This window comes from Caldovatus aquaticus, from assembly GCF_019458025.1.
GTDB lineage: Bacteria > Pseudomonadota > Alphaproteobacteria > Acetobacterales > Acetobacteraceae > Caldovatus > Caldovatus aquaticus.
Window position 1 is genome coordinate 17,879 of the sequence record NZ_JAHZUY010000013.1, and the last position, 24,395, is coordinate 42,273.

Here is a 24,395-nt window from a genome sequence, read left to right on the forward strand (position 1 = left end):
GGCGGCCCGCGGCCGGGCGCACGCTCGCGCCGGGAGGAGACGCCGATGACCGCGCCCGTGCGCTACGCCCATCCCGAGGCCATCGTGGACACGCAGTGGCTGGCCGACCACCTCCGCGATCCCGCGCTGCGCGTGTTCGACTGCACGACCTATCTGCACTACGAGACGGGGACGGGCCGGCCATACCGGGTCGAGAGCGGGCGCAGGGACTACGAGCAGGGGCACATCCCGGGCTCTGCCTTCCTCGACCTCCAGGGCGAACTCTCCGACCAGGCGAGTCCGTTCAACTTCATGATGCCGGCCGCGGACGATCTCGCGGCGCGGTTCGCGGCCAGGGGCGTCGGCGCGGGCACGCGCGTCGTCCTCTATGCGCGCGGGAACCCGCAATGGGCGACGCGCGTGTGGTGGATGCTGCGCGCGATCGGCTTCGACGAGGCCGCGATCCTCGACGGCGGCTTCGACACATGGCGCGCCGAGGGACGGCCGGTCGAGACGGGCGAGACGCGCTACCCGGCCGCGACCCTCGTCGTCCGGCCGCGCCCCGGCCTGTTCGTCGGCAAGGAGGAGGTCCGGGCCGCGATCGGCGATCCGGGCGTCTGCATCCTCAACGCCCTCGCGCCGGACCTGCACCGGGGCGACAACCCGCGCTACGGCCGTCCCGGCCGCATTCCCGGGAGCGTCAACGTGCCGGCGCTGTCTCTCGTGGACGCGGCCACCCGGGCCCTCGGGCCGCCGGAGGCGGTCGCGGCGGCCTTCGCCGCGGCCGGTGCGGCGCCGTCGCAGCGCATCCTGGTCTATTGCGGGGGCGGCATCGCGGCGACGCTCGACGCCTTCCTGCTGCACCAGCTCGGCTACCGGGACGTCGCCGTGTACGACGCCTCGATGAGCGAATGGGCGAAGGACGAGACGCTGCCGATCGAGCGGGGCTGACCGCCGGGAGCGGCGGCGGCCGGCCTCCGTAGGCCGCCGGACGCCGGAGAGGATCGCGCGGAGGGCGCGCGCCGCGGCGAGCCTTTCCGGAAACCGGAAAGACGGGCCGCGGCTGCTCCCCGTGCCTCGTGTGGGGCGGTCCGCGTCGCGGTCCGGCGTTGCCTGGCGGCGCGGGCGGCGGCACCGCACGGCGGCGTCAGGGCGAGCGATCCGATCTGCCGGAAGTCCTTCGTCCCGGCGACGGTGATGCCCGGGCGGCGCCGGCGCCGCCGGCACGGCCGCGGATGAGGCTTCGCCCGGAAGGGGCGTCTGGCGGGACCATCCCGGCCTCGGCAACCGGCGCCGTGCGGCGCCGCCCGGGCGGCCTCCGGCGCGCGGCGGGACTCGCGCGGGCGCGGCCGATCTGCTGGAAAGGCGCAGGGGAGGAAGCCGTGCGCGGCGACCTCCCGGCCGGACTGCACCGCGTGACCGGAGGAGGATGGCGGATTGCCCGAACACCACGCGCCGCTGGTCGCCACCATCGCCCTCGGCCTCGCGCTCGCCTTCGCGCTCGGTCTCGCGGCGCACCGGCTGCGCCTCTCGCCGATCGTCGGCTACCTGCTCGCGGGCATCGCGGTCGGGCCGTTCACGCCGGGCTTCGTCGCCGACCAGCAGCTCGCCGACCAGCTCGCCGAGATCGGCGTGATCCTGCTGATGTTCGCGGTCGGGCTGCACTTCTCGCTGGACGACCTGATGTCGGTGCGCGCGATCGCGCTGCCGGGCGCGGTCGCGCAGATCGCGGTGGCGACGCTGCTCGGCACGGCGCTCGCCTGGCAGTTCGGCTGGGGCCTCGGCGCGGGGCTGGTGTTCGGCCTCGCCCTCTCGGTCGCGAGCACGGTGGTGCTGGTCCGCGCGTTGCAGGAGCGGCGCATCCTGGAGACCGAGCGCGGGCGCATCGCGGTCGGCTGGCTGGTGGTGGAGGACCTGGCGATGGTCCTCGCCCTGGTGGTGCTGCCCGCGGTCGGCGACGCGCTGGCGGCGGGCGGCGCGGCACCGGGCGGCTTCGGCATCGCCGTGCTGGTGGCGCTGACCCTCGCCAAGGTCGGGGCGTTCGTCGCGGTGATGCTGGTCGCAGGGCGGCGCGCGATCCCCTGGCTGATGCACTACGCGGCGCACACCGGATCGCGCGAGCTGTTCCGGCTTGCGGTCTACGCGATCGCGCTCGGCGTCGCCTACGCGGCCTCGGCGCTGTTCGGCGTCTCCTTCGCGCTCGGCGCCTTCTTCGCGGGGATGGTGCTGAGCGGGAGCCAGCTCAGCCAGCGCGCGGCGGAGGAGGCGCTGCCGCTGCGCGACGCCTTCGCCGTGCTGTTCTTCGTCTCCGTCGGCATGCTGTTCGACCCGCGCATCGTGGTGCAGGCGCCGCTCGCGGTGCTCGCGACGGTCGCGATCATCGTCGTCGGCAAGTCGCTGGCGGCGCTGCTGATCGTGCGCGCCTTCGGGCAGTCCTGGGCGACGGGGCTGACCATCGCGGCCAGCCTCGCGCAGATCGGCGAGTTCTCCTTCATCCTGGCCGGCCTCGGCGTCGCGCTCGGCCTGCTGCCGGCGGAGGGGCGCGACCTGGTGCTGGCCGGGGCGATCCTCTCGATCCTGCTGAACCCGCTGCTGTTCGGCGCGGTGGAGCGGCGGCGGACGAGGCTCGTCCGCCTGCCTGCCGGTGCGGAGCCGGCGCCGGGGGCGCCGCCCGCCGTCGCGCCGCCGGCGCGGGAGGAGGCGGAGGCGGCGCCGGAAGCGCCGCCGGCGACCACGCTCACCGGCCACGACGTGCTGGTGGGCTACGGCCGCGTCGGCTCGCTGGTCGGGGCGGGCCTGTTGGCCGCCGGCCGCCCGCTGCTGGTGTTCGAGGAGAGGGCCGAGGCCATCGCGGCGGCGCGCCGCGCGGGCGCGGAGGTCGTCGCGGGCAACGCCGCCGATCCGGACGTGCTCGCCGCGGCGAACCTCGCGGCGGCGCAGCGGCTGTTCGTCACCGTCCCGGAGGCGTTCGAGGCGGGCCAGGTGGTCGAGCAGGCGCGCACCGCCAACCCGGCCATCGAGATCATCGCCCGCGCGCATTCGGACGAGGAGGTCGAGTACCTCCGCCGGCTCGGCGCCGACCTGATCGTGATGGGCGAGCGCGAGATCGCCCATCGCATGCTCGCGCACGCGGCCGGCCGCGACGCGCCCGGCGCGCCGCCAGCGGGTCGGGACTGATCCGGCGCCGGCCCCTGCGGCCGCGCCCGCGCGCCGGGACGGGCGGCGGGTCCGGGGCGACCGCGCCGCACGGGGCTTGCGCCGACTCCCGCCGGCGCGGCCCGGCGTCCACGGGTTGACCGCCGCGGCGGACCGGGCGAGCGTGCGCGCGACGACACCCTGCCCGGGAGGAGCACCGCCATGTCCGCCGAAGACCAGGCCCTGTTCGAGAAGGGGCTGCCGATCCGCCGCGCCGTGCTCGGCGCCGACTACGTGGATTCGTCGCTCGCCAAGGCCGACGACTTCATGATGGCGTTCCAGCGCGCCACCACCGCCTGGGCCTGGGGCTGGGCCTGGGGCGACCCGACGCTCGACCGCAGGACGCGCTCGATGCTGAACCTCGCCATGCTGACGGCGCTCGGCAAGACGCCGGAGATCAGGCTGCACGTGAAGGGCGCGCTGAACAACGGCCTCACCGTGGACGAGATCAAGGCGGTGCTGCTGCATGCGACCGCCTATTGCGGCATCCCGGCCGGCCTCGACGCCTTCAAGGCGGCGCACGAGGTGCTGGTCGCCGAGGGCGCGCTGCCGGGCAAGAAATGAGATGAGCGCCGCACCCATCCGCCGCATCGGCTTCGTCGGCATCGGCAACATGGGCTGGCCGATGGCGGCGAACCTGGTGAAGGCCGGGTTCGAGGTCGCGGTGTGCGACGTCGCGCCCGGCCGCGCCGAGCGCTTCGCCGCCGAGGTGGGCGGCCGCGCCGCCGCCTCGGCCGCCGAGGCGGCGCGCGGCGCGGACTGCGTCGTCACCATCGTGCCGACCAGCGCTGAGGTCGCCGCGGCGGTGGCGGCGATGGGCGACGCCCTCGCCCCCGGCGCGCTGCTGATCGACATGACCTCGGGCCAGCCGGGCAGGACGCGGGAGATCGCGGCGGCGCTCGCCGCGCGCGGCGTCGCCATGGTGGACTGCCCGGTCTCCGGCGGCGTGCCGCGCGCGAGGAGCGGCGAGCTCGCGATCATGGCCGGCGGCGCCGCGGCCGACCTCGACCGCGCCGAGCCGGTGCTGCGCGCGATGGGCAGCTCGATCCACCGCTGCGGGCCGATCGGCGCCGGCCAGGCGATGAAGGCCCTGAACAACCTGGTCAGCGCCGGCGGCTTCCTGATCGGCGTCGAGGCGCTGCTGATCGGCCAGAAGTTCGGCCTCGACCCGCAGAAGATGGTGGAGGTGCTGAACGCCTCCACCGGCATGAACAACAGCACGCAGAAGAAGTTCGCCCAGTACGTGCTGTCGCGCCGCTTCGACGCCGGCTTCACGCTCGACCTGATGGTGAAGGACCTCTCGATCGCCCTCGAGGTCGGGCGCGAGACCGCGACGCCCACGCCCTTCGCTGCGCTGTGCCGGGAGATGTGGGCGGCGGCGCTCGCCGCGCTCGGGCCGGGCCAGGACCACACGGCGATGGCGAAGCTCAGCGAGCAGCTCGCCGGCAACACCATCCTGGGAGGGAACAAGGGGCCATGACCTGGGAGGCCTACGCCATCCGCTACGGCCGCCACGAGCGGCCAGCGCAGCAGAACTTCCTGCTGCCGGTCGAGGACGCGCACGAGGCGATGCCGCTCGACTACTACGTCTGGCTGTTGCGCGGCCCGGGCGGGCACGAGATCGTGGTGGACACCGGCTTCGACGAGGCGCTGGCGGCGAAGCGCAACCGCCGCATCAGCCGCCCCGTGGGGCAGGCGCTCCGCGACTTCGGCACCGATCCCGCCGGGGTGCGGGACGTGATCCTCACCCACCTGCACTACGACCACGCCGGCAACATCGACCTCTTCCCCAACGCCCGGGTCCACATCCAGGACCGCGAGATGGCCTTCGCCACCGGGCGGCACATGTGCACCGCCTGCATCCGCCTGCCCTTCGAGGCCGATCACGTGATCGCGGCGGTCCGCGCCCTCTACGGCGACCGCATGGTGTTCCACGACGGCGAGGGCGAGGTGGCGCCGGGCGTCACGGTGCACCGCGTCGGCGGGCACAGCGACGGGCTGCAGGTGGTGCGGGTCGTGACGGCGCGCGGCCCGGTCGTGCTCGCCTCCGACGCGATGCACTTCTACGCCAACGTCGCGCGCGGCAACCCCTTCCCGATCGTCTTCGACCTCGGCGCGATGACGCAGGGCTGGAAGCTCGTGAGGCGCCTCGCCGGCGGGGACGAGACGCGCGTGGTGCCGGGGCACGATCCGGAAGTGCGGCACCGCCACCCCGCCGTGCCCGGAACCGGGGGCGAGGTGGTGGCGCTGCACCTGGCGCCGATCGCGGGCGGCCGGCCGCAGCCGGCAGCGTGAATCTCCAGCGCCGCAGGGGCGGGGCGGAGCGCGGGGCGGCCCGGTCGCGCCCCGGCGGCAGGCGGATGCCGTCCGGCGTGCCGCGCCGCCCCCGGCAGGCGCGCGGCAGCAGAGCTCAGTCGCGCGTCTGGAGGTGCGCCTCCAGCATCCACAGCATCTTGTCCACGGCGCGCGACTGCTCCGTCAGCAGGTCGGCCGTATCCGCATCCCCCGCCTCGGCGGCCTGGTCGATGCCGGTGCGCAGTGCCTTCGCCACCTGGGCGTAGCGCTCCGCCAGCGCCCGGACATGGCCGAGGCCGTCCTGCAGGTCGGTCGGGTAGGGCGGGAGCCGCGTGCCCTGCGCCACGGCCTGGGTGGTGCCGATCGCCGTGCCGCCGAGGGTGACGATGCGCTCGGCGAGGTCGTCCGCACCCTCGGCGAGCCGGCCGTAGAAGTCCTGGAACAGCGCGTGCAGGGCGGCGAAGTGCGGCCCCTTCACGTTCCAGTGCGCCTGGCGGGTGGCGTTGTAGAGGTCCACCGCGTCCGTCAGGCAGGCCTGCAGCACGCCGATCGAGACCTTCTTCGCGTTGTCGGGCGTGTCGTTGAGCGTACGGTGCAGCGGCTTGCCGGTCACGGCCTCGGCAGTCGCGGTCTTCGCCATTCTCCATCTCCTCCTTCGTTGAGGTGTCGGGGGAGAGATGGGGCGGAGCGCCGCCGTGTCAGCCCCCTGCGGCGCGTCGGCGTGGGTGTGCGCGGCCTCGGCTGCGCTCGGCGGGCGCTGGCGCGCCGGCCGGCCCTTCCGCTAGGCTGGGCGTATGGGCCAGGACCTGTCCCGCATCGCCCGCTACGCCGATTTCTGGCCGTGCTACCTCCGCGAGCATGCCCGTCCGGCGACGCGGCTCCTGCACGTCGCGGGCACCGTCGCGGCCGCGCTGCTGCTGCTTTGGGGCCTGGTCCTCGGCCCGCTCCGGCTGCTGCTGCTCGTGCCCGTGGCCGGCTACGGCCTCGCCTGGATCGCCCACTTCGCCATCGAGGGCAACCGGCCGGCCAGCTTCGCTCGTCCGCTCTGGTCCCTCCGGAGCGACCTGCGCATGGCGGCGCTGTTCCTGACCGGCCGGCTGGAGGGCGAGCTGCGGCGCGCTGGCCTGTAGCGGGCGTTCCCGCTCCGGCGATTGCGCCGGCGGCGGCCCGGGGCCAATTCGGCGGGCGAACGGGGCCACCCCCGCGCTTGAGGGAGACCGTGCCGATGCGCCAGCCGCCGCGTCTGTCGTTCGCTTCGCTGCTGCTGCTTCTCGCCCTCGCCGCACCGTCGGGAGCGTTGGCGCAGGGCGGGACCGCCCCGGCGGCGCCCGGCGCGCTGCCGCCACCGGTCCCGCACACCGGCGAGCCGGCGGCGCCCGAGCCTCCTGGCCCGGCGGCGCGTGCCGGCGGCGCCCTTGACCGCGCCGCCACCGCGACCGGCAAGGCGCTCGGCCGGGCCGCGGAGGCGGCCGGTGCCGCCGCGGGCCACGCCGCGCGGGCCACGGGCAGTGCGCTGAAACGGACCGGCGAGTGGCTCGAGCGCAAGGGCGAGGCCCTGAAGGAGGCGCTCGAGGGAGACGCGGAGCCGCGCCGCTAGGGCGGAGCGCGAACGGCGCGAGGCAGCCGGGACCGGGGATCCGCGGGACAGGCGCGGAGGCGGACCGGTTGTCGTCCGGCCCGACGCGCGGCGTCGGCTCCGCCCCCCGAACCGGGTTCCGCGCCCGGCCGCCACGGCGGTCGCGCTCGGTCCTGCCGCCCCTGTTCCCCGGGCGCTCCGTGACTGGCCGCGAGGCCGGCTCAGCCCAAGGCGAACTTGATCGCCGAGAGTCCGGCGATGAGCCACACCGCGCCGGAGACCTCGCGGGCCCGGCCCGCCATCGTCTTCATCGCCGCATGCACCAGGAAGCCGAGCCCGATCCCGGTCGCGATCGAGAAGGTGAAGGGCATGGCGAGCGCGGTGACGATCGCCGGCATGGAGTCGGTCGCGTCGTCCCAGCGGATGTCGCCGAGCGCGCGGGCCATCAGCAGCGCCACGAAGACGAGCGCCGGCGCGGTGGCGAAGCCGGGGATGGCGGTGGCGACGGGGGCGAGGAACAGCGTCAGCAGGAACAGCGCCGCCACCGTCAGCGCGGTCAGCCCGGTGCGGCCGCCCGCCTGGATGCCGGCCGCGCTCTCGATGTAGCTCACCGTGGTGGAGGTGCCGAGCACGGCGCCGATCATCGCCCCGCCCGAATCGGCCATCAGCGCGCGGCCGAGATTGGGCACGGTGCCGTCCGGGTTCATCAGCCCCGCCCGGTGCGTGGTCGCGATCAGCGTGCCGGTGTTGTCGAGCAGGTCCACCAGGAAGAAGGTGAAGACGATGCCGAGGACGCCGAGGCCGAGCGCCCCGGCGATGTCGAGCTGGAGGAAGGTCGGCGCGAGGGAGGGCGGCAGGTCCACGAGGCCCTGGAAGCGCGTCAGGCCGAACGGAATCCCGGCCGCTGCGGTGGCGAGGATGCCGATCACGATCGCCCCCGGCACGCCGCGCGCGGCGAGCCCCGCGATCAGCAGGAACCCGGCGCAGGCGAGCAGGGTCGGGGTCGCCCTGAGCGGGCCGAGCCCGACCAGGGTCGCCGGGTGCGCCACCACCAGCCCCATCCCGCGCAGGCCGATGAGCCCGAGGAAGAAGCCGATCCCCGCGGCGATGCCGAGCTTGAGCGACAGCGGGATGCCGTTGACCAGCCACTCGCGGATGCGCAGCACGGAGACGGCGAAGAACAGCAGCCCGCCGAGGAACACGGCGCCCAGCGCCGCCTGCCAGGGCACCCCCATGCCCTGCACCACGGCGTAGGCGAAGTAGGCGTTGAGCCCCATGCCCGGCGCCAGCGCGATCGGGAAGTTGGCGAGCAGCCCCATCAGCGCCGAGCCGATCGCCGCGGCGAGGCAGGTGGCGACGAAGGCGGCGCCGGGATCGATCCCGGCCGCGGCCAGGATCTGCGGATTGACCACGACGATGTAGGCCATCGTCAGGTAGGTGGCGAGCCCGGCCATGAACTCGGTGCGCGGCGTGGTGCCGCGCGCCGCCAGGTCGAAGAAGCGGTCCATTGCTGCTCCCCGCCATGCGAATCGGCCAGCCCAGCCTAGGGCGATTCGGCATCCGGAACAGCCGGCGGCGCGCGCGAAGGCCGTCAGCGCGGCCCGCTTGCGCCGGGCCTCATCACGGCTGCGGCCCTCTCCGGGCACCCCGCATCCGCCGCGCCGCCCGCCCCGGCTCGTCCGCCGCCCTCGGCGACGGCGCAGTCCGCCGTGCCTGTTCGAGCCCGGCGCGCAGGAGCGCAGCCGCCGCCCAGCGCAGGACGGCGATCGCCTCCTCGTCGTCCTCGATCCGGCAGACGTCCTTCATCACGACCACCGCCTCGATCCCGAGTGTGAGGGAGAGCGCGGCGCGCAGGCGCCGCCAGTCCCGCTCCGGCATCTCCCGGCGCAGCGGTTCGAGCGCGAGGTCCAGCCAGCGGCGCCGTCGGCCCTCGCGCAGCGGCGGAGCGTCCTCGCCGGCGCGGCGGCTCTGGAGCCAGGTGTCGAGGTAGACCCGCAGCGCCGTCCGCATCGGCACCTGTTCGGCGAACATGACCGGATGAAAGGCGTCGAGCAGCCGCCGCAGCCGATCCTCCGGATCGCCGCCGGGCGGCAGGGCGGCGAGCATCGCCTCGACCGGCGCGACCGCCGGGGCGAGCTCGGCCACCTCGAGCAGCAGCGCCTCCTGCGTCGGGAAGTAGCGGTAGGCGGTGGCCCGCGAGACCCTTGCCGCCTCCGCGGCCTCGGCGACCGTGGGTGGCGTGCCGCGGCGGAGCAGCTCGGCCGCGGCGGCGACGAGCGCCGCGCGCGTCCGCTCCTTCTGGTTGGCGCGAGGGTCGGGCCGACCCGCGACCTTCACCGCTTCGTGTCCGGAATCCGCTTGATCTGAGACTGGCATATCTTTATGATACGCAAGTCTCATGGAGAGACGCAAGTCCCAGCCACCCGGAGGGCGGATGACCATGGACAACATGACCCGCGAGCAGGTGGACCGGCTCATCAACGAGCATTTCGCCTACGAGGCGGCCGACGGCGTCGAGGGCGTGCTCGGGAGCCTCGCCGAGGGCGCCGAGCACGAGGTCATCCCCTCGCCGATGGGGGCGCTCAAGGACCGCGCCCGGATCCGCGCCTTCTACGAGATGCTCTTCCGCGACCTGAAGGGCGAGCGCGTCACCCCCGTGCGCCGGCTCTACGGCGAAGACTTCGTCGTGGACGAGGCGGTCTGGCACGGCCACATCGCCGACGGCCGGCCCTTTCTGTGCGACGGCAGGAGCGGTCCGGTGAGCTTCCGGCTGCTCCACATCTTCGAGTTCCGCGACGGCAGGATCGCCCGCGAGAACGTCTGGTGCGACCTCGCCGCCATCCAGCGGCAGCTCGGCTGCGTGCCCGGCGGCTGACCGCGGCCGGCCCGCGCTCGGGCGCTCTCACGGCACGATGGCGCGCGATCGTGCCGGCACGAGGGACTTCGCCGTCTCGTCGATGAAGACGAGCCGGCCGGCGAACAGGGCCTTCGGCACCTCCATCGGGAGGCGGTTGAAGCTGTCGTACGTGCCGCGCAGGTCGTCGTGGAAGCCCGCGGCTCTTCTCGCTGCCGCTTTCCGGTTGCGGCGCGAAACCATTCCGCATCCGTCAGGGCTTCCGCGGCAGACGTGTTCCGGAACGGGGATTCGCGCTGCGCGGGCGTGTCGCGGATGTCGGGTGCTTCTCCCGTTTCATGGCGTGCCTGCGGCGGCGCGGCGCCGGCTAGCGGGTCGCCAGCGCGCGCACCCGCGCGGCCTGCTGCGCGCAGGCGGCGGCGAGGAAGCCGAGATCGGTCCCGGTCGAGACGTAGCGCGCCCCCATGCGCACGAACTCCGCGACCAGGTCGGGCCGGGAGGCGAGGCCGCCGATGCCGACATGCTTGCCGTGCGCGCGCGCCGCCGCGATCGTCCGCGCGAAGGCCGCGCGCAGCCGCGGATGGTCGAACTGCCCGGGGATGCCCATCTCGGCGGTCAGGTCGTTGCTGCCGATCAGCAGCAGGTCCACGCCCTCGACCGCGGCGATCTCCTCCACCGCCTCGAGCGCGGCGAGCGTCTCCACCATCGGCACCACCATGGTCGCCTCGTTCAGCGCCGGGTCGGCCTCGGCGGCGGGGAAGGCGCGGTAGTGCAGGTGCGGCAGGCCGCCGGCCGCGGAGCGGTGGCCGAGCGGGGGGAACTTCGCCGCCGCCACCACCGCGCGCGCCTCCGCCGCGCCGCGCACATGCGGGGCGATGACGCCGAGCGCGCCGCCGTCGAGCGCCCGCGCCACCCATTCCGGCCCGGGCGCCGGGACGCGCACGAAGGGGGCGATCCCGGCCGCGAGCGCCGCCATGCAGATCTGCCCGCAGGCGTCGAGCGAGAGCGGGGAGTGCTCGAGGTCCACGTAGAGCGAGTCGAAGCCGGCGGTGGCGGCGATGCGCGCGATCTCGATGCTGCGCACGAGCCGCACGGTCATCGAGGCGACCACCTCGTCGCGGGCGAGCTTGTCGCGCACGGGGTTGCGCAGGATGTCGCGGGGGGAGGGGGGCATGGCGGCGGCTCCCTGGCGAAGGACCGGACGTTGCGCCAGCCTACAACGAAAAGGGGCTCCGCCGGCAGGCGGAGCCCCGATCCGCGGCCCGGGCGCGGGGCGGCTCAGACCGAGTAGTACATCTCGAACTCGACCGGGTGCGGGGTGTGCTCGAAGCGGTACACCTCCTGCCACTTGAGCTCGATGTAGCTCTCGATCTGGTCCTTCGAGAACACGTCGCCCGCGAGCAGGAACTCGTGGTCCGCCTCCAGCGACTGCAGCGCCTCGCGGAGCGAGCCGCACACCGTCGGGATGCCCTTCAGCTCCTCCGGCGGCAGGTCGTAGAGGTCCTTGTCCATCGGGTCGCCCGGATGGATGCGGTTGCGGATGCCGTCGAGGCCGGCCATCAGCATCGCCGCGAAGGCGAGGTAGGGGTTCGCGCCCGGATCCGGGAACCGCACCTCGACGCGCTTCGCCTTCGGGCTGGTCGCGTAGGGGATGCGGCAGGAGGCGGAGCGGTTGCGCGCCGAGTAGGCGAGCAGCACCGGCGCCTCGAAGCCCGGGATCAGCCGCTTGTAGCTGTTGGTCGTCGGGTTGGTGAAGGCGTTCAGCGCCTTGGCGTGCTTGATGATGCCGCCGATGTAGTAGAGCGCCATCTCCGAGAGGTCGGCGTAGCCGTTGCCGGCGAACAGCGGCTTGCCGTCCTTCCAGATGCTCTGGTGGACGTGCATGCCGGAGCCGTTGTCGCCGTAGATCGGCTTCGGCATGAAGGTCGCGGTCTTGCCGTAGCTGTGCGCGACGTTGTGGATCACGTACTTGTAGATCTGCATGTGGTCGGCCATGCGCACCAGCGGGCCGAACTTCATGCCGAGCTCATGCTGGCTCTGCGCCACCTCGTGGTGGTGCTTCTCGATCACCACGCCCATCTCGCCCATGGTGGAGAGCATCTCGGCGCGCAGGTCGCTCTCGCTGTCCACCGGCGGGACCGGGAAGTAGCCGCCCTTGACGCTCGGGCGGTGGCCCATGTTGCCCTCGGGGTAGTCCTTCAGGCTGGCGCCCGGGCCCTCGACCGAGTCGAGCTGGTAGATGCCGAAATTGCCGCCGGTGCCGAACTTCACCGAGTCGAAGACGAAGAACTCCGCCTCCGGCCCGAAGTAGGCGGTGTCGCCGATGCCGCTGCTCTTCAGGTAGGCCTCGGCCTTCTTCGCCGTGCCGCGCGGGTCGCGGTTGTAGAGCTGGCCGGTCGAGGGCTCGATGATGTCGCAGAACAGGATCAGCGACGGCTTGGCCGCGAACGGGTCCATGCAGGCCGTCTCGGGGTCCGGCATCAGGATCATGTCGGACTCGTTGATCGCCTTCCAGCCGGCGATCGAGGAGCCGTCGAACATCACCCCGCTCTCGAACACCTCCTCGTCGATGGTCGAGACGTGCTGGGCGGTGTGGTGCCACTTGCCGCGCGGGTCCGTGAACCGCAGGTCCACGTATTCCACGCTGTGCTCCTTGATCATCTCCATGACCTTGGAGACGCCGCCGTTCGGATTGGCGCCTCCTGCGGACTTCTTCGCCATGTGTGCGGTCCTCTGATCCCCTGCTGCTGTCCCGAACCCGTTCCCTGCCCTCCGCCGGCGGCGCGCGGTGCCGGAACCGGCACGCCCGCCGCCCGCGGCCGCGCCTGCCCCTGGCCGGAGCGCCGCGGCCGGCGGTGGCGTTGCGGTCAGACCGCGTCCTCGCCCCGTTCGCCGGTGCGGATGCGGATGACCTCGAGAACCTCGCTAACAAAAATCTTGCCATCGCCGATGCGGCCGGTGCGCGCGGCCTGCTGGATCGCCTCGATGGCGCGCTCGACGAGGTCGTCCGAGCACACCACCTCGATCTTCACCTTCGGCAGGAAGTCCACGACGTACTCGGCGCCGCGATAGAGCTCGGTGTGCCCCTTCTGGCGGCCGAAGCCCTTCGCCTCCACGACGGTCAGGCCCTGCAGGCCGATCTCGTGCAGCGCGTCCTTCACCTCGTCGAGCTTGAAGGGCTTGATGATGGCCTCGATCTTCTTCATCGCCTCTGCCTGGCCCGCCTTCCCGGCCGCATCCCCCGCCTCTGCCCGCCCGGCGCGGCCGCCGTGCCGCACGGTGCCGCCGCGGCGGGGGCGCGGGCGGGCGGGATATCGCACGCGGCCCGCCAGGGCTTCAATCCGGAGGGGCGGGGAAAAATCCGCGCGCGCGGCGCGTCTCTGCCCATTCCTTGGGCGAATTGCCGAATCCCTGACCCGGCACCTGCCCGCGGGACGCGCAGCGCGTCGCCCCGGCGGGGCCCGAGTTGCGGCCCCCGGGCCGTCTCCTATCATGCGCGGCCGCAGGTCCGGGGCCGGGGCGCGGGGAGCCGCCGGCGCGGAGGGGCGCCCGCGCGCCGCCTCCGGCCGCGCCCCGCCGGGCCGCCTGCCTCCTGCGACGAAACGGAAAGATGCCGGCGATGCAGCCGCAGAACGCCCTCCTCTCCGCCACGGGCACCACGATCTTCACCGTGATGAGCGCGCTCGCCCTCGAGCACGGCGCGATCAATCTCGGCCAGGGCTTCCCCGACTACGACGGCCCCTCGGACGTCATCCACGCCGCCGCCGCCGCGCTGCTCGACGGGCGCAACCAGTACCCGCCGCTGACCGGCGTGCCGGAGCTGCGCCGCGCCGTCGCCCACCACAACCGCCGCTTCTACGGGCTCGCGGTGGACCCGGACGCCGAGGTCGTCGTCACCTCCGGCGCCACCGAGGCGATCACCGCCTGCCTGATGGCCGTGCTCAACCCGGGCGACGAGTGCGTGCTGATCGAGCCGCTCTACGACACCTACCTGCCGGTGGTGAGGCTGCTCGGCGCCGTGCCGAAGCTGGTGCGGCTCGAGCCGCCCGGCTGGGCGCTGCCGCGCGCCGCGCTCGCCGCCGCCTTCGGGCCGCGGACCAAGGCGATCCTCCTCAACACGCCGATGAACCCGACCGGCAAGGTGTTCACCGCCGCCGAGCTCGCCTTCCTTGCCGAGCTGATCCGGCGCCACGACTGCTACGCGATCTGCGACGAGGTCTACGAGCACCTCACCTTCGACGGCTGGCGGCACATCCCGCTGATGACCCTGCCCGGGATGCGCGCGCGCGCGATGCGCATCGGCTCGGCCGGCAAGACCTTCAGCCTGACCGGCTGGAAGGTCGGCTACGTCACCTGCGACCGCGCGCTCGCCGGCAACGTCGCCAAGGCGCACCAGAACCTCACCTTCACCACGCCGCCCAACCTGCAGCGCGGGGTCGCGGTCGGGCTGATGAAGGACGACGCCTACTTCGCCGCGATCGGCCCTGCGCTGCAGGCGCGGCGCGACCGGCTCGCCGCCGGCCTCGCCCGGCTCGGCTTCGGCGTGCTGGAGACGCGGGGCACCTACTTCCTCACCGCCGATTTCCGCCCGCTCGGCTTCCCCGGCGACGACGTCGCCTTCTGCCGCACCATCACCGAGGAGGCGAAGGTGACGGCGATCCCCGTCACCGCCTTCTTCGCCAGCGACGACCCGCCGCGGCACTACGTCCGCTTCGCCTTCTGCAAGAGCGAGGCGGTGCTGGACGAGGCGCTGGCCCGGCTCGGGCGCTGGCTCGCGGCGCGGGGGGCGGCGCCAGAGCGGCGCGCCGCGGCCGGCTAGGGCGAGCGCGGCCCCGCCGGGGCGGGCGCGCGGACGGGGAGCGGAGCCCCGGCCGGGCGGCGCCGCGGTGTTGACGCTCCCCGGGCGGAGGCCCTATCTCCGCGCCGTCCCGGCGGCCCGCGAGCCGCCCCAGTGGCGGCCTTAGCTCAGCTGGTAGAGCGCCAGGTTGTGGTCCTGGATGTCACGGGTTCGAATCCCGTAGGTCGCCCCACCTTCCTCCCCCGGTTGCGCGGCCCCTCCGGCCCGGCGACAGTCCGGCCCGGCAAGCGTCGCAACGACCCCGGAGGCGTCCCATGCAGCTCACCCTGAACGGCCGCGCGGCCCTGATCACCGGCGGCTCCAAGGGCCTCGGCCTCGCCGTCGCCAAGGCCTATGCCGGCGCCGGCGGCCATGTCGCGATCGTCGCCCGCGGCGCCGAGGCGCTCGCCAGGGCCGAGGCGGAGGTGAGGGCGGCCGCGGCGCCGGGGGGCAAGGTCGCCGCCATCGCCGCCGACATCGCGACCGCCGAGGGCTGCGCGCGCGCCTTCGCCGAGGCCGAGCGGGCGCTCGGCCAGGTGGACATCCTGGTCAACAACGCCGGCACCTCGCAGCGCGGGCCGTTCCTCGAGATCTCCGATGCGCTCTGGCAGGCCGATCTCGACCTCAAGCTGTTCGCGGCGATCCGCCTCTCGCGCCTCGCCCTGCCGGGGATGCAGGCGCGCCGCTGGGGGCGCATCATCAACGTGCTCAACATCGGCGCCAAGGCGCCGCTCGCCGCCAGCGCCCCGACCTCGGTGAGCCGGGCGGCGGGGATGGCGCTGACCAAGGTGCTGGCGAACGAGGCCGCGCCGCACAACGTCCTCGTCAACGCGCTGCTGGTCGGCATCGTCGAGTCCGACCAGTGGGTGCGCCGCTACGCCCAGGAGCAGCGCGCGATCTCCTGGGAGGAGTGGAAGGCGGAGCAGGGCAGGGCGGTGCCGCTCGGCCGCATCGGCAAGGCCGAGGAGTTCGCCGCGATGGCGCTGCTCCTGGCGAGCGAGCAGTGCGGCTACGTCACCGGCACCGCGATCAACGTGGACGGCGGGCGCTGCCCGGTCGTCTGAGGCCGGTCGCGGAGGGCCGGACGCGGCCGGGCCCGTGAAGCGGCCCGGCCGGCCACGGCCCCGGGCCGGCGCCGCGCCCCGGGCGGCGGCGGCGCCGCGGCGGGCCGGCGGATCGGGGCGGCCGGCGAAGGGCGCGGCCGGGCGGAAACGACTCTGGAGGAGCAAGGGCATGGCGCAGGGGACTCTCACCGTCGGCATCGCCGGTCTCGGCGCGATCGGACTGCCTCTCGCCCGCGCGCTGGATGCGGGCGTCGAGGGATTGCGCCTCGTCGCCGTCGCCGCGCGCGACCGGGCGAAGGCGGAGCGCGCCCTCGCCGGCTTCCGCGATCCGCCGGCGGTGGTCGGCCTCGCCGGGCTCGCCGAGCGCGCGGAGGTGGTGGTGGAGGCGGCGCCGGCGGCGGTGTTCGAGGAGGTGGCGCGCGCCGCCATCGCGCGCGGGCGCATCCTCGTGCCGGCCTCGGCCGGCGCCCTGCTGCCGCGCCTGCATCTGGTCGAGGAGGCGCGGCGCAGCGGGGCGCGCATCCTCGTCCCGACCGGCGCCCTGCTCGGCCTCGATGCGGTGCGCGCCGCCGCCGAGGGGCGGGTCGAAAGCGTCACCCTCGAGACCCGCAAGCCGCCGCGCGGCCTCGCCGGCGCGCCCTACCTCGAGCGCCACGGCATCGACGTGATGGCGGTCACGGCGCCGACGCGCGTCTTCGCCGGCAACGCCTTCGAGGCGGCGCAGGGCTTCCCGGCCAACGTCAACGTCGCCGCCGCCCTGGCGCTGGCCGGCATCGGGCCCGAGCGGACGCAGGTGGAGATCTGGGCCGATCCCTCCCTCACGCGCAACACGCACACCATCCGCGTCGAGGCCGAGGCGGCGCGCCTGACCATGACGATCGAGAACGTGCCGAGCGAGGAGAACCCGCGCACCGGCAGGATCACCCCGCTCTCGATCCTCGCCTGCCTGCGCGGCCTGGCCAGCACGCTCCGGGTCGGCACCTGAGGCGGCGATGCGGGAGGCGGGCCTCTACGCCTTCGTCGCCTTCCTCGTCATCTTCGACCCGCCGGGGACGGCGGCGATGTTCGCGGCGATGACCGCGGGCGACAGCCCGTCCCGCCGGCGCGCCCAGGCGGTGCGCGCCAGCGCGATCGCCTTCGTCGTGCTCGTCGCCTTCGCCCTCGGCGGCGGGGGGCTGTTGCGCGCGCTCGGCATCAGCCTGCCGTCGCTCAAGGTCGGGGGCGGGCTGCTGCTGTTCCTGCTCGCCGCCGACATGGTGATGGGCCGGACCATGCTGCGCGCGAGCCCGGAGGAGCAGGCGGCGGCGAGCCGCAGCATCGGCGACATCAGCGCCTTTCCCCTCGCGATCCCGCTGATCGCCGGCCCGGGCGCGATGACCACCGCGGTGCTGCTCGCCGAGCAGGCGCAGGGGGACTGGGCGCGCCTCGCCGCGATCCTCGCGGCGATGACGGCGGCGCTGCTCCTCACCCTTGCCGCCATGCTGGCGGCGGCGTGGATCGCGCGCTTCCTCGGCGAGACCGGGCAGCACGTGATCGGGCGCGTGCTCGGGGTGGTGCTCGCCGCCCTGGCGGCGGAGATCGCCCTCGCCGGCCTGCGCGAGAGCCTGGGCTGAGCGGCGCCGCCGCGCCCTGTCCCGGCCGCGAACGCCCGGGCGGCTCGGGCGTTGTATTGCGTCGGGCGCTCGGCACGGGAGGAGAGGCATGCCCAGGTGCGATCAGTGCGGCAACGACTACGACAAGACCTTCCAGCTGACCAAGGACGGCCGGACCTGGACCTTCGACAGCTTCGAATGCGCGATCCAGGCGGTCGCGCCCGTCTGCCCGAACTGCGGCGTGCGCGTCGCCGGGCACGGCGTGGAGGAGGGCGGGCAGATCTACTGCTGCGCGCATTGCGCCCGCGCCCGGGGCGCGCACGAGGTGAGGGACCGGGCCTGAGCGCCCGCCCCGGCCCGGCAGGCGCCGCCCCGCCGCGGCGCGCCGGGCGCCGCTGATCCCGCCGCGCGGCCGCGCCGGCGCGCCCGGCGGCGGCTTGCGCCGGGGCATCGTTTCCGCCATATCCCCGCCGCCGGCGCGGGCCCCGCCCGTGCCGGCAATCCGCACGCGGCGCCCCCTTCCTGCATCCTCAGGCAAGGGTCCGGTCCCCCGGCGACGGGGGGACGCCGCGGAGGCCCAACCGGACCACCAGGAAGGAGTCTCGCCCATGGCGATGCCCGAGGTCACCCTGCGCCAGCTGCTCGAGGCCGGCGTCCATTTCGGCCACCATACCCGGCGCTGGAACCCGAAGATGGCGCCCTACATCTTCGGCGTGCGCAACCAGGTCCACATCCTGGATCTGCGCCAGACCGTGCCGATGCTGGAGCGCGCGCTGCGCGCGATCCGCGACGTGGTCGCCGCCGGCGGGCGGGTGCTGTTCGTCGGCACCAAGAAGGCCGCCGCCGAGTACGTGGCCGAAGCGGCGAAGCGCTGCGGCCAGTACTACGTCAACCACCGCTGGCTGGGCGGCACCCTGACCAACTGGAAGACCATCACCGCCTCGATCCGACGCCTGCGCCAGCTCGAGGAGCAGCTCGCCGGCAATACCGCCGGCCTGACCAAGAAAGAGATCCTGATGCTGACGCGCCAGCGCGACAAGCTCGAGCGCGCGCTCGGCGGCATCAAGGAGATGGGCGGCCTGCCCGACATCCTGTTCGTCATCGACACGGTGAAGGAGAAGCTCGCGATCGAGGAGGCCAACAAGCTCGGCATCCCGGTCGTGGCGGTGGTGGATTCCAACTCCGACCCCTCCGGCATCGCCTACCCGATCCCCGGCAACGACGACGCGATCCGCGCCATCAACCTCTATTGCGACCTGGTGGCCGCCGCCGTGCTCGACGGCATCTCGGCCGAGCTGCAGGCCTCGGGGGTGGACATCGGCGCCGCCGCCGAGCCGCTGCCGGAAGAGCTCCCGCCCGAGGCGGCGGGCGAGCCGCTGTTCGAGGGCGAGGCGCCGGGCCGGGCGCTGGCCGCGATGGACCGCGAGGATATGGAGCGGGAGCTGCGCGAGGAGCTCGCCCAGACGGGCGGCGGCGCGGACGAGGCCCGGCCGGGCCAGGGCTGAGGCCGGAAGCAACCGAGGGGAGACGACACGCCATGGCCGAGATCACGGCGGCGATGGTCCGCGAGCTGCGCGAGAAGACCGGCGCCGGCATGATGGACTGCAAGAAGGCGCTCAGCGAGACCGGCGGCGACATGGAGGCCGCGGTGGACTGGCTGCGCAAGAAGGGTCTCTCGGTCGCAGCCAAGAAGAGCGGGCGCGTCGCCGCCGAGGGGCTGATCGGCGTCGCCAGCGGCCCGAAGGTCGCGGGGATGGTCGAGGTCAACGCCGAGACCGACTTCGTCGCCCGCAACGAGATGTTCCAGAACTTCGTCGCCGAGGTGGCGGGCCTCGTGCTGTCGGTCGGCGAGGACGTGGAGGCGCTGAAGCGCGCCACCTATCCCGGCACCACCCACACGGTGCAGGACGAGCTGACGCGGCTGATCGCCACCATCGGCGAGAACATGACGATCCGGCGCGCCCGCCGGCTGCAGGTCGAGAACGGCGTGGTCGCGACCTATGTGCACAACGCCGTCCGCCCGGGGCTCGGCAAGATCGGCGTGCTGGTCGCGATCGAGGGGCCGGGCGAGCTCGAGGTGCTCGAGACCCTCGGGCGCCAGGTCGGCATGCACGTCGCCGCCGCCCGCCCCGAGGCGCTCGACATCGCCGGCGTGGACCCCTCCGCGCTCGCGCGCGAGAAGGCGGTGCTGATGGAGCAGGCGCGCGCCTCCGGCAAGCCCGAGGCGATCGTCGAGAAGATGGTCGAGGGCCGGATCCGCAAGTACTACGAGGAGGTCGTCCTGCTCGAGCAGGTCTGGGTCCACGACGGCGAGACCCGGGTGAAGGAGGTGGCGCGCAAGGCCGGGGTGAGGATCACCGGCTTCGCCCGCTTCCAGCTCGGCGAGGGGATCGAGCGGCAGGCGAGCGACTTCGCCGCCGAGGTCGCCGCCGCCGCGGGTGCGTCCGCCGCCGGCGCTTCCTGACAGCCGCGCGAGCCGGCGCCCGCCCCGCCGCCCGGCCTCGCCGCGGCCGGGCGGCTTTGCCTTGCCCGGCCCCGGGGCGCTGCCTATGGTGCCCCGCCCGATGGACGACCGTTCCGGCCCTGCCGAAGGCCCCGCCGCACCGATGACCGCCGTCAAGCCGCCCCTCTACAAGCGCGTCCTGCTGAAGGTCTCCGGCGAGGCCCTCATGGGCGAGCGCGAATACGGCCTCGACACCGCCGCCTGCCGGCGCATCGCCGAGGACGTGAAGGGCGTGGTGGACCTCGGCGTCCAGGTCTGCCTGGTCATCGGCGGCGGCAACATCTTCCGCGGCGTCTCCGCCGCCGCCGCCGGCATGGACCGCGCCCAGGCCGACTACATCGGCATGCTCGCCACCGTGATGAACGCGCTCGCCATGCAGTCGGCGCTCGAGAAGATCGGGGTCGCCACGCGCGTGCAGTCGGCGATCCCGATGACCTCGGTCTGCGAGCCCTACATCCGCCGCCGCGCCGAGCGGCACATGGAGAAGGGCCGCGTCGTCATCTTCGCCGCCGGCACGGGCAATCCGTTCTTCACCACCGACACCGCCGCCGCGCTGCGCGCCGCCGAGATGCGCTGCGACGCGCTGTTCAAGGGCACCCAGGTGGACGGCGTCTATTCCGCCGACCCGCGCAAGAACCCGCGCGCCGAACGGTACGAGACGCTCACCTACCTCGACATGCTGGCGCGCGACCTGCAGGTGATGGACGCCGCGGCGATCAGCCTCGCGCGGGAGAACAAGCTGCCGATCGTGGTCTTCAACATCCACGAGCCCGGCGCCTTCACCGCCGTGATGAAGGGCGAGGGGCGCTTCACCACCGTCGTCGAGCAGACCCAGTAGCAGCAACCGCAGGGGGAGGGTGCGGCCATGCCCGCCGACCTCAAGACGCTCAAGCAGGATCTCCAGCGCCGGATGGAGGGGGCGATCGAGACCTTGAAGCGCGAGTTCGCCGGCCTGCGCACCGGCCGCGCCAGCCCCGCGCTGCTCGAGCCCGTCCGGGTCGAGGCCTATGGCGGCCACCAGCCGCTCAACCAGGTGGCCAACGTCTCGGTCGCCGGCCCGGCGATGCTCTCCGTGCAGGTCTGGGACAAGTCGCTGGTCAAGGCGGTGGAGAGCGCGATCCGCGAGGCCAATCTCGGCCTCAACCCGCAGACCGAGGGCCAGGTGATCCGCGTCCCCCTCCCCCCGCTGACCGAGCAGCGCCGCAACGAGCTGGTCAAGGCCGCGCACCGCTATGCGGAAGGGGCGCGCGTCGCGATCCGCGGCGTGCGGCGCGACGGCATGGAGCAGATCAAGGCCTTGGACAAGAAGCACGAGATCGGCGAGGACGAGTCGCGCCGCTGGCACGACGAGGTGCAGAAGCTGACCGACCTCTACATCAAGAAGGTGGACGAGCTGCTCCACGAGAAGGAGAAGGACATCCGCCACGTCTGATGGCACGCCGCGACCACGCGCAGCGGAGCCCGGGGATGGGCCGCATCCAGCCACGCCGCGGGAGCTCCCGCCGCGCCGGGCCATGGCGGACGGCTTGAGCGGCGCCGCCCGGCCCGGACCGGCCGCGGAGGAGGCTCCGCCGCCGCCGGCCCATGTCGGCATCATCATGGACGGCAACCGCCGCTGGGCGGAGGCGCGCGGCCTGCCGGTCTCGCTCGGCCACCGCGCCGGGGCGGAGGCGGCGCGCCGGACCATCGAGGCGGCCGGCCGCATGGGCATCTCCTGGCTGACCCTGTTCGCCTTCTCCTCGGAGAACTGGCGCCGGCCCGCGGAGGAGGTGAGCGCGCTGACCGGCCTCCTCCGCCTCTACCTGCGCAGCGAGGTCGCGACCCTGGTGAAGGAGGGGGTGCGCCTGCGCGTGATCGGCGAGCACGACCGCTTCGGCCCGGACCTCGCCCGCGCCATCGAGGCGGCGGAGGCCGCCACCGCCGGCGGCACGCGGCTCAACCTCACCGTGGCGCTCTCCTACGGCGGCCGGGCCGAGATCCTCGCCGCGGCGCGGGCGGTGGCGCGCGCGGCGCGCTCCGGCACGCTCGATCCGGAGGCGCTCGACGAGACCGCCTTCGCCCGTTTCCTGCACACCGCCGGGATGCCCGATCCCGACCTCATCATCCGCACCTCGGGCGAGCAGCGGCTCTCGAACTTCCTGCTCTGGCAGGCGGCCTACGCCGAGTTCGTCTTCACCGAGGTGCTGTGGCCCGATTTCGGCCCGGCCGATCTCGCCCGCGCGGTGGCGGAATTCCATCGCCGCGAGCGGCGCTACGGGCTGCGCCGCGGACCGGCGCCGGCCGGCGGGGCCTCCCCGGCGCCGCCGGCCGAGGGCGGACCGCCGCCGGAGGCGATGCCGCCGGCCGCCGTGGCGGGCTGACATGAGCACGACCGCCTTCGGCGGCGACGAGGGGTCTCCGAGCCGCGCCGCGTCGCCGGGCACGGCGCCCCCCCGCCGCTGGACCGACCTGCGCAAGCGGGTGCTGTCGGCGCTGGTGCTCGGGCCCGCGGCGCTCGCCTGCATCTGGTTCGGCGCCGCGCTCTGGACCGTGCTGGTCGCGGCCGCTGCGGCGGTGCTCGCCTGGGAATGGGTGCATCTGTGCGGACTGAGCACCCGCGCCGCGCCGGGGATCGCGGTGCCGGCGGCGGTGCTGGCGGCCGGCGCGCTGGCGGTCGCGGGCTGGCCGCTGGCCGGCCTCGCGCTGCTGGTCGCGGGCTTCGGCCTCACCTGGATCGGCGCCGCCAGGCTCGGCGCCGCCGGGCGCCTGCCGGCGCGCGACGGCGTGGCCGTGCCCGCCGGCGCGCTCGCCGCCGGGGTGCTGTACATCGGCCTCGCCGGGCTGGCGCTGATCACGCTGCGCGACGACAACGACGCGGGCCGCGCGAATGTGCTATTTCTTTTTCTCGTGGTCTGGGCGAGCGACATCGGCGCCTACGTGACGGGCCGTGCGCTGGGCGGGCCGAAGCTCGCGCCGGCTGTCTCTCCGAACAAGACCTGGTCGGGCGCGGCGGGCGGCTTGGCCGCGGCGGTGCTGGTAGGGACGGCCGCCGCCGCGGTCCTCGCGCCGGGAGGAGAAGCGTGGCGCAGCATGGCGGTGGCGGCCTTCCTCGGCGTGATGGCGCAGGCGGGGGACCTGCTGGAGAGCTGGATCAAGCGCCGCTTCCGGGTGAAGGACGCCTCCCGGCTGATCCCCGGGCACGGCGGGCTGCTCGACCGGCTGGACGGCGTGCTGGCGGCGGCGCCGGCGGCGGCGCTGCTCGCCTGGATCCTCGGTGCGGGGACGCCGCTCTGGCAATGAGCGCCGCGGCTCCGGAGAGCGCCGGAAGGGCGCTGCCCCGCCGCGTCAGCGTGCTCGGCAGCACCGGCTCGGTCGGGCGCAGCACCGTCGCGCTGCTCGAGGCCGCGCCGCCCGGCACCTTCGCGGTCGAGGCGCTGGTCGCCGGGCGGGACGCCGCCACCCTCGCCGCCCAGGCGCGGCGGCTCGGCGCACGCCGGGCCGTGCTCGCCGACCCGGCGGGCTACGCGGCGCTGCGCGAGGCGCTCGCCGGCACGGGGATCCGCGTCGCCGCGGGCGCCGAGGCGGCCGAGGAGGCGGCGGCCGCCGCCGCCGACTGGACGATGGCGGCGATCGTCGGCGCCGCCGGGCTGCGGCCGACGCTGGCCGCGCTGCGCCGGGGCGGCGTGCTCGCGCTCGCCAACAAGGAGAGCCTGGTCTGCGCCGGCGAGCTGGTGCTGGCCGAGGCCCGCCGCGCCGGCGCCACCATCCTGCCGGTGGATTCCGAGCACAGCGCGATCTTCCAGGCGCTCGATTCGCGCGACCCGGCGGCGGTCGAGAAGATCGTGCTCACCGCCTCGGGCGGGCCCTGCCGGCTGATGGACCAGGCGCAGATGGCGGCGGTGACGCCGGAGATCGCGGTCCGCCACCCGGTCTGGCGCATGGGCGCCAAGATCAGCGTCGATTCCGCCACCATGATGAACAAGGGGCTCGAGCTGATCGAGGCGGCGCGCCTGTTCCCGGTGCCGGAGGAGCGGATCGAGGTGCTGGTCCACCCCCAGTCCGCCGTGCACGGGCTGGTGCAGTACGCCGACGGCTCGATCATCGCCCAGCTCGGCACGCCGGACATGCGCACGCCCATCGCCTACGCGCTCGCCTGGCCGCGGCGCATGGCGGTGGACCTGCCGCGGCTCGACCTCGCGGCGCTCGGGCGGCTCGAATTCGCGGCGCCCGACCTCGCCCGCTTCCCCGCGCTGCGCCTCGCGCGCGAGGCCTTGCGGGCGGGCGGCGGCGCCCCCACCATCCTGAACGCGGCGAACGAGGCCGCGGTCGGGCTGTTCCTCGACCGCCGCCTCGGCTTCCTCGACATCGCCGCGGTCGTGGAGGAGACGCTCGCGCGGCTGGGGGCGCCGCCGGCCGAGGGGCTGGAGGCGATCCTCGCCCTCGACGCGGCGGCGCGGGAGGAGGCCCTGCGCTGCGCCGCGGCGCGCCGGATCCGGGCGGCGTGAGCCCTTCCGGGCGCGG

Annotated in this window: 27 protein-coding genes and 1 tRNA gene; 21 read left to right on the forward strand and 7 right to left on the reverse strand. The window is 74.5% G+C overall.

The window, feature by feature from the left end; all coding sequences use genetic code 11:
• The first annotated feature begins 45 nt into the window (after positions 1-45).
• The 5 genes from K1J50_RS07295 (at position 46) to K1J50_RS07315 (ending at position 5,469) form a co-directional block, all read left to right on the forward strand.
• The gene (locus K1J50_RS07295) at positions 46-930 is read left to right on the forward strand and encodes a sulfurtransferase (RefSeq protein WP_220117049.1); all 885 of its coding nucleotides are present in this window, start codon (positions 46-48) and stop codon (positions 928-930) included.
• A 486-nt stretch (positions 931-1,416) separates the two neighbouring features.
• On the forward strand, positions 1,417-3,156 hold the full coding sequence (ybaL, locus tag K1J50_RS07300; RefSeq protein ID WP_220117050.1) for a YbaL family putative K(+) efflux transporter: 1,740 nt from the start codon (positions 1,417-1,419) through the stop codon (positions 3,154-3,156).
• 180 nt (positions 3,157-3,336) lie between these two features.
• Positions 3,337-3,738, forward strand: a complete 402-nt coding sequence (locus tag K1J50_RS07305) for a carboxymuconolactone decarboxylase family protein (protein ID WP_220117051.1) — start codon at positions 3,337-3,339, stop codon at positions 3,736-3,738.
• 1 nt (position 3,739) lies between these two features.
• Positions 3,740-4,654, forward strand: a complete 915-nt coding sequence (locus tag K1J50_RS07310; RefSeq protein ID WP_220117052.1) for an NAD(P)-dependent oxidoreductase — start codon at positions 3,740-3,742, stop codon at positions 4,652-4,654.
• Complete coding sequence (locus K1J50_RS07315; RefSeq protein ID WP_220117053.1) at positions 4,651-5,469, forward strand: N-acyl homoserine lactonase family protein; 819 nt, start codon at positions 4,651-4,653, stop codon at positions 5,467-5,469. The genes K1J50_RS07310 and K1J50_RS07315 overlap by 4 nt, the downstream gene beginning before the upstream one ends.
• 115 nt (positions 5,470-5,584) lie before the next feature.
• On the opposite strand, the gene dps is transcribed toward K1J50_RS07315, so the two are convergent.
• Positions 5,585-6,109, reverse strand: a complete 525-nt coding sequence (gene dps, locus K1J50_RS07320) for a DNA starvation/stationary phase protection protein Dps (protein ID WP_220117054.1) — start codon at positions 6,107-6,109, stop codon at positions 5,585-5,587.
• 154 nt (positions 6,110-6,263) lie between these two features.
• Here dps and K1J50_RS07325 point away from each other — a divergent pair, with 154 nt between their 5' ends.
• Together K1J50_RS07325 and K1J50_RS07330 are read left to right on the forward strand one after the other, a co-directional pair.
• Positions 6,264-6,599 carry a DUF962 domain-containing protein gene (locus K1J50_RS07325; RefSeq protein WP_220117055.1) on the forward strand — a complete coding sequence of 112 codons (336 nt, stop codon included), beginning with the start codon at positions 6,264-6,266 and terminating at the stop codon, positions 6,597-6,599.
• A 95-nt stretch (positions 6,600-6,694) separates the two neighbouring features.
• Positions 6,695-7,066 (forward strand): hypothetical protein, encoded by a 372-nt coding sequence (locus K1J50_RS07330; protein ID WP_220117056.1) that lies wholly within the window; start codon positions 6,695-6,697, stop codon positions 7,064-7,066.
• Positions 7,067-7,266: 200 nt separating this feature from the next.
• Here the strand turns inward: K1J50_RS07330 and K1J50_RS07335 are convergent, their stop codons facing one another.
• Entirely contained in the window at positions 7,267-8,553 is a 1,287-nt protein-coding gene (locus K1J50_RS07335) for an NCS2 family permease (RefSeq protein WP_220117057.1), read from the reverse strand.
• 112 nt (positions 8,554-8,665) lie between these two features.
• Positions 8,666-9,382 carry a TetR/AcrR family transcriptional regulator gene (locus tag K1J50_RS07340; RefSeq protein ID WP_220117058.1) on the reverse strand — a complete coding sequence of 239 codons (717 nt, stop codon included), beginning with the start codon at positions 9,380-9,382 and terminating at the stop codon, positions 8,666-8,668.
• A gap of 103 nt (positions 9,383-9,485) precedes the next feature.
• Here K1J50_RS07340 and K1J50_RS07345 point away from each other — a divergent pair, with 103 nt between their 5' ends.
• Positions 9,486-9,920, forward strand: coding sequence for a nuclear transport factor 2 family protein (locus tag K1J50_RS07345; RefSeq protein ID WP_220117059.1), 435 nt, complete (start codon positions 9,486-9,488; stop codon positions 9,918-9,920).
• 27 nt (positions 9,921-9,947) lie between these two features.
• Here K1J50_RS07345 and K1J50_RS07350 read toward each other — a convergent pair whose 3' ends face one another.
• The 4 genes from K1J50_RS07350 to K1J50_RS07365 all read right to left on the reverse strand — a co-directional run bounded on the left by K1J50_RS07350 (position 9,948) and on the right by K1J50_RS07365 (position 13,105).
• Entirely contained in the window at positions 9,948-10,142 is a 195-nt protein-coding gene (locus K1J50_RS07350) for a hypothetical protein (RefSeq protein ID WP_220117060.1), read from the reverse strand.
• Positions 10,143-10,266: 124 nt separating this feature from the next.
• Complete coding sequence (locus K1J50_RS07355; protein ID WP_220117061.1) at positions 10,267-11,073, reverse strand: HpcH/HpaI aldolase family protein; 807 nt, start codon at positions 11,071-11,073, stop codon at positions 10,267-10,269.
• A 104-nt stretch (positions 11,074-11,177) separates the two neighbouring features.
• On the reverse strand, positions 11,178-12,620 hold the full coding sequence (glnA, locus tag K1J50_RS07360; RefSeq protein ID WP_220117062.1) for a type I glutamate--ammonia ligase: 1,443 nt from the start codon (positions 12,618-12,620) through the stop codon (positions 11,178-11,180).
• Between the two features lie 146 nt (positions 12,621-12,766).
• Positions 12,767-13,105 carry a P-II family nitrogen regulator gene (locus K1J50_RS07365; RefSeq protein WP_220117063.1) on the reverse strand — a complete coding sequence of 113 codons (339 nt, stop codon included), beginning with the start codon at positions 13,103-13,105 and terminating at the stop codon, positions 12,767-12,769.
• A gap of 413 nt (positions 13,106-13,518) precedes the next feature.
• Between K1J50_RS07365 and K1J50_RS07370 the strand changes: the two genes are divergently transcribed.
• The 13 genes from K1J50_RS07370 (at position 13,519) to dxr (ending at position 24,379) form a co-directional block, all read left to right on the forward strand.
• Entirely contained in the window at positions 13,519-14,718 is a 1,200-nt protein-coding gene (locus K1J50_RS07370; protein ID WP_220117064.1) for an aminotransferase, read from the forward strand.
• A 135-nt stretch (positions 14,719-14,853) separates the two neighbouring features.
• Positions 14,854-14,929, forward strand: a tRNA-His gene (locus K1J50_RS07375).
• 82 nt (positions 14,930-15,011) lie between these two features.
• Entirely contained in the window at positions 15,012-15,800 is a 789-nt protein-coding gene (locus K1J50_RS07380; protein WP_220117065.1) for an SDR family NAD(P)-dependent oxidoreductase, read from the forward strand.
• 169 nt (positions 15,801-15,969) lie between these two features.
• Positions 15,970-16,785, forward strand: coding sequence for an aspartate dehydrogenase (locus K1J50_RS07385; protein WP_220117066.1), 816 nt, complete (start codon positions 15,970-15,972; stop codon positions 16,783-16,785).
• Positions 16,786-16,792: 7 nt separating this feature from the next.
• Positions 16,793-17,413, forward strand: coding sequence for a MarC family protein (locus K1J50_RS07390; protein WP_220117067.1), 621 nt, complete (start codon positions 16,793-16,795; stop codon positions 17,411-17,413).
• An 88-nt stretch (positions 17,414-17,501) separates the two neighbouring features.
• On the forward strand, positions 17,502-17,735 hold the full coding sequence (locus K1J50_RS07395; protein ID WP_220117068.1) for a hypothetical protein: 234 nt from the start codon (positions 17,502-17,504) through the stop codon (positions 17,733-17,735).
• A gap of 265 nt (positions 17,736-18,000) precedes the next feature.
• Positions 18,001-18,897: a 30S ribosomal protein S2 gene (gene rpsB, locus K1J50_RS07400; RefSeq protein ID WP_220117069.1), complete on the forward strand. Its 897-nt coding sequence runs from the start codon at positions 18,001-18,003 to the stop codon at positions 18,895-18,897.
• A gap of 32 nt (positions 18,898-18,929) precedes the next feature.
• Positions 18,930-19,856: a translation elongation factor Ts gene (gene tsf, locus K1J50_RS07405; RefSeq protein ID WP_220117070.1), complete on the forward strand. Its 927-nt coding sequence runs from the start codon at positions 18,930-18,932 to the stop codon at positions 19,854-19,856.
• A gap of 142 nt (positions 19,857-19,998) precedes the next feature.
• Positions 19,999-20,733: a UMP kinase gene (gene pyrH, locus K1J50_RS07410; protein WP_220117071.1), complete on the forward strand. Its 735-nt coding sequence runs from the start codon at positions 19,999-20,001 to the stop codon at positions 20,731-20,733.
• Positions 20,734-20,760: 27 nt separating this feature from the next.
• On the forward strand, positions 20,761-21,327 hold the full coding sequence (frr, locus tag K1J50_RS07415) for a ribosome recycling factor (RefSeq protein ID WP_220117072.1): 567 nt from the start codon (positions 20,761-20,763) through the stop codon (positions 21,325-21,327).
• Between the two features lie 82 nt (positions 21,328-21,409).
• A complete protein-coding gene (gene uppS / locus K1J50_RS07420) occupies positions 21,410-22,255 on the forward strand; it encodes a polyprenyl diphosphate synthase (protein WP_220117073.1) in 846 nt (281 codons plus the stop codon).
• A 1-nt stretch (position 22,256) separates the two neighbouring features.
• A complete protein-coding gene (locus K1J50_RS07425) occupies positions 22,257-23,174 on the forward strand; it encodes a phosphatidate cytidylyltransferase (protein ID WP_220117074.1) in 918 nt (305 codons plus the stop codon).
• Complete coding sequence (gene dxr, locus K1J50_RS07430) at positions 23,171-24,379, forward strand: 1-deoxy-D-xylulose-5-phosphate reductoisomerase (protein ID WP_220117075.1); 1,209 nt, start codon at positions 23,171-23,173, stop codon at positions 24,377-24,379. The genes K1J50_RS07425 and dxr overlap by 4 nt, the downstream gene beginning before the upstream one ends.
• The last annotated feature ends 16 nt before the right edge of the window (positions 24,380-24,395 follow it).

What these genes read in the sequence shown, in the direction of transcription:
- K1J50_RS07295 (WP_220117049.1), top strand. Translation starts at nt 46, where the DNA reads ATGACCGCGCCCGTGCGCTACGCCCATCCCGAGGCCATCGTGGACACG.
- K1J50_RS07305 (WP_220117051.1), top strand. Translation starts at nt 3,337, where the DNA reads ATGTCCGCCGAAGACCAGGCCCTGTTCGAGAAGGGGCTGCCGATCCGC.
- K1J50_RS07310 (WP_220117052.1), top strand. Translation starts at nt 3,740, where the DNA reads ATGAGCGCCGCACCCATCCGCCGCATCGGCTTCGTCGGCATCGGCAAC.
- K1J50_RS07315 (WP_220117053.1), top strand. Translation starts at nt 4,651, where the DNA reads ATGACCTGGGAGGCCTACGCCATCCGCTACGGCCGCCACGAGCGGCCA.
- dps (WP_220117054.1), bottom strand. Translation starts at nt 6,109, where the DNA reads ATGGCGAAGACCGCGACTGCCGAGGCCGTGACCGGCAAGCCGCTGCAC.
- K1J50_RS07325 (WP_220117055.1), top strand. Translation starts at nt 6,264, where the DNA reads ATGGGCCAGGACCTGTCCCGCATCGCCCGCTACGCCGATTTCTGGCCG.
- K1J50_RS07330 (WP_220117056.1), top strand. Translation starts at nt 6,695, where the DNA reads ATGCGCCAGCCGCCGCGTCTGTCGTTCGCTTCGCTGCTGCTGCTTCTC.
- K1J50_RS07335 (WP_220117057.1), bottom strand. Translation starts at nt 8,553, where the DNA reads ATGGACCGCTTCTTCGACCTGGCGGCGCGCGGCACCACGCCGCGCACC.
- K1J50_RS07345 (WP_220117059.1), top strand. Translation starts at nt 9,486, where the DNA reads ATGGACAACATGACCCGCGAGCAGGTGGACCGGCTCATCAACGAGCAT.
- K1J50_RS07350 (WP_220117060.1), bottom strand. Translation starts at nt 10,142, where the DNA reads ATGGTTTCGCGCCGCAACCGGAAAGCGGCAGCGAGAAGAGCCGCGGGC.
- K1J50_RS07355 (WP_220117061.1), bottom strand. Translation starts at nt 11,073, where the DNA reads ATGCCCCCCTCCCCCCGCGACATCCTGCGCAACCCCGTGCGCGACAAG.
- glnA (WP_220117062.1), bottom strand. Translation starts at nt 12,620, where the DNA reads ATGGCGAAGAAGTCCGCAGGAGGCGCCAATCCGAACGGCGGCGTCTCC.
- K1J50_RS07365 (WP_220117063.1), bottom strand. Translation starts at nt 13,105, where the DNA reads ATGAAGAAGATCGAGGCCATCATCAAGCCCTTCAAGCTCGACGAGGTG.
- K1J50_RS07370 (WP_220117064.1), top strand. Translation starts at nt 13,519, where the DNA reads ATGCAGCCGCAGAACGCCCTCCTCTCCGCCACGGGCACCACGATCTTC.
- K1J50_RS07380 (WP_220117065.1), top strand. Translation starts at nt 15,012, where the DNA reads ATGCAGCTCACCCTGAACGGCCGCGCGGCCCTGATCACCGGCGGCTCC.
- K1J50_RS07385 (WP_220117066.1), top strand. Translation starts at nt 15,970, where the DNA reads ATGGCGCAGGGGACTCTCACCGTCGGCATCGCCGGTCTCGGCGCGATC.
- K1J50_RS07390 (WP_220117067.1), top strand. Translation starts at nt 16,793, where the DNA reads ATGCGGGAGGCGGGCCTCTACGCCTTCGTCGCCTTCCTCGTCATCTTC.
- K1J50_RS07395 (WP_220117068.1), top strand. Translation starts at nt 17,502, where the DNA reads ATGCCCAGGTGCGATCAGTGCGGCAACGACTACGACAAGACCTTCCAG.
- rpsB (WP_220117069.1), top strand. Translation starts at nt 18,001, where the DNA reads ATGGCGATGCCCGAGGTCACCCTGCGCCAGCTGCTCGAGGCCGGCGTC.
- tsf (WP_220117070.1), top strand. Translation starts at nt 18,930, where the DNA reads ATGGCCGAGATCACGGCGGCGATGGTCCGCGAGCTGCGCGAGAAGACC.
- pyrH (WP_220117071.1), top strand. Translation starts at nt 19,999, where the DNA reads ATGACCGCCGTCAAGCCGCCCCTCTACAAGCGCGTCCTGCTGAAGGTC.
- frr (WP_220117072.1), top strand. Translation starts at nt 20,761, where the DNA reads ATGCCCGCCGACCTCAAGACGCTCAAGCAGGATCTCCAGCGCCGGATG.
- uppS (WP_220117073.1), top strand. Translation starts at nt 21,410, where the DNA reads ATGGCGGACGGCTTGAGCGGCGCCGCCCGGCCCGGACCGGCCGCGGAG.
- K1J50_RS07425 (WP_220117074.1), top strand. Translation starts at nt 22,257, where the DNA reads ATGAGCACGACCGCCTTCGGCGGCGACGAGGGGTCTCCGAGCCGCGCC.
- dxr (WP_220117075.1), top strand. Translation starts at nt 23,171, where the DNA reads ATGAGCGCCGCGGCTCCGGAGAGCGCCGGAAGGGCGCTGCCCCGCCGC.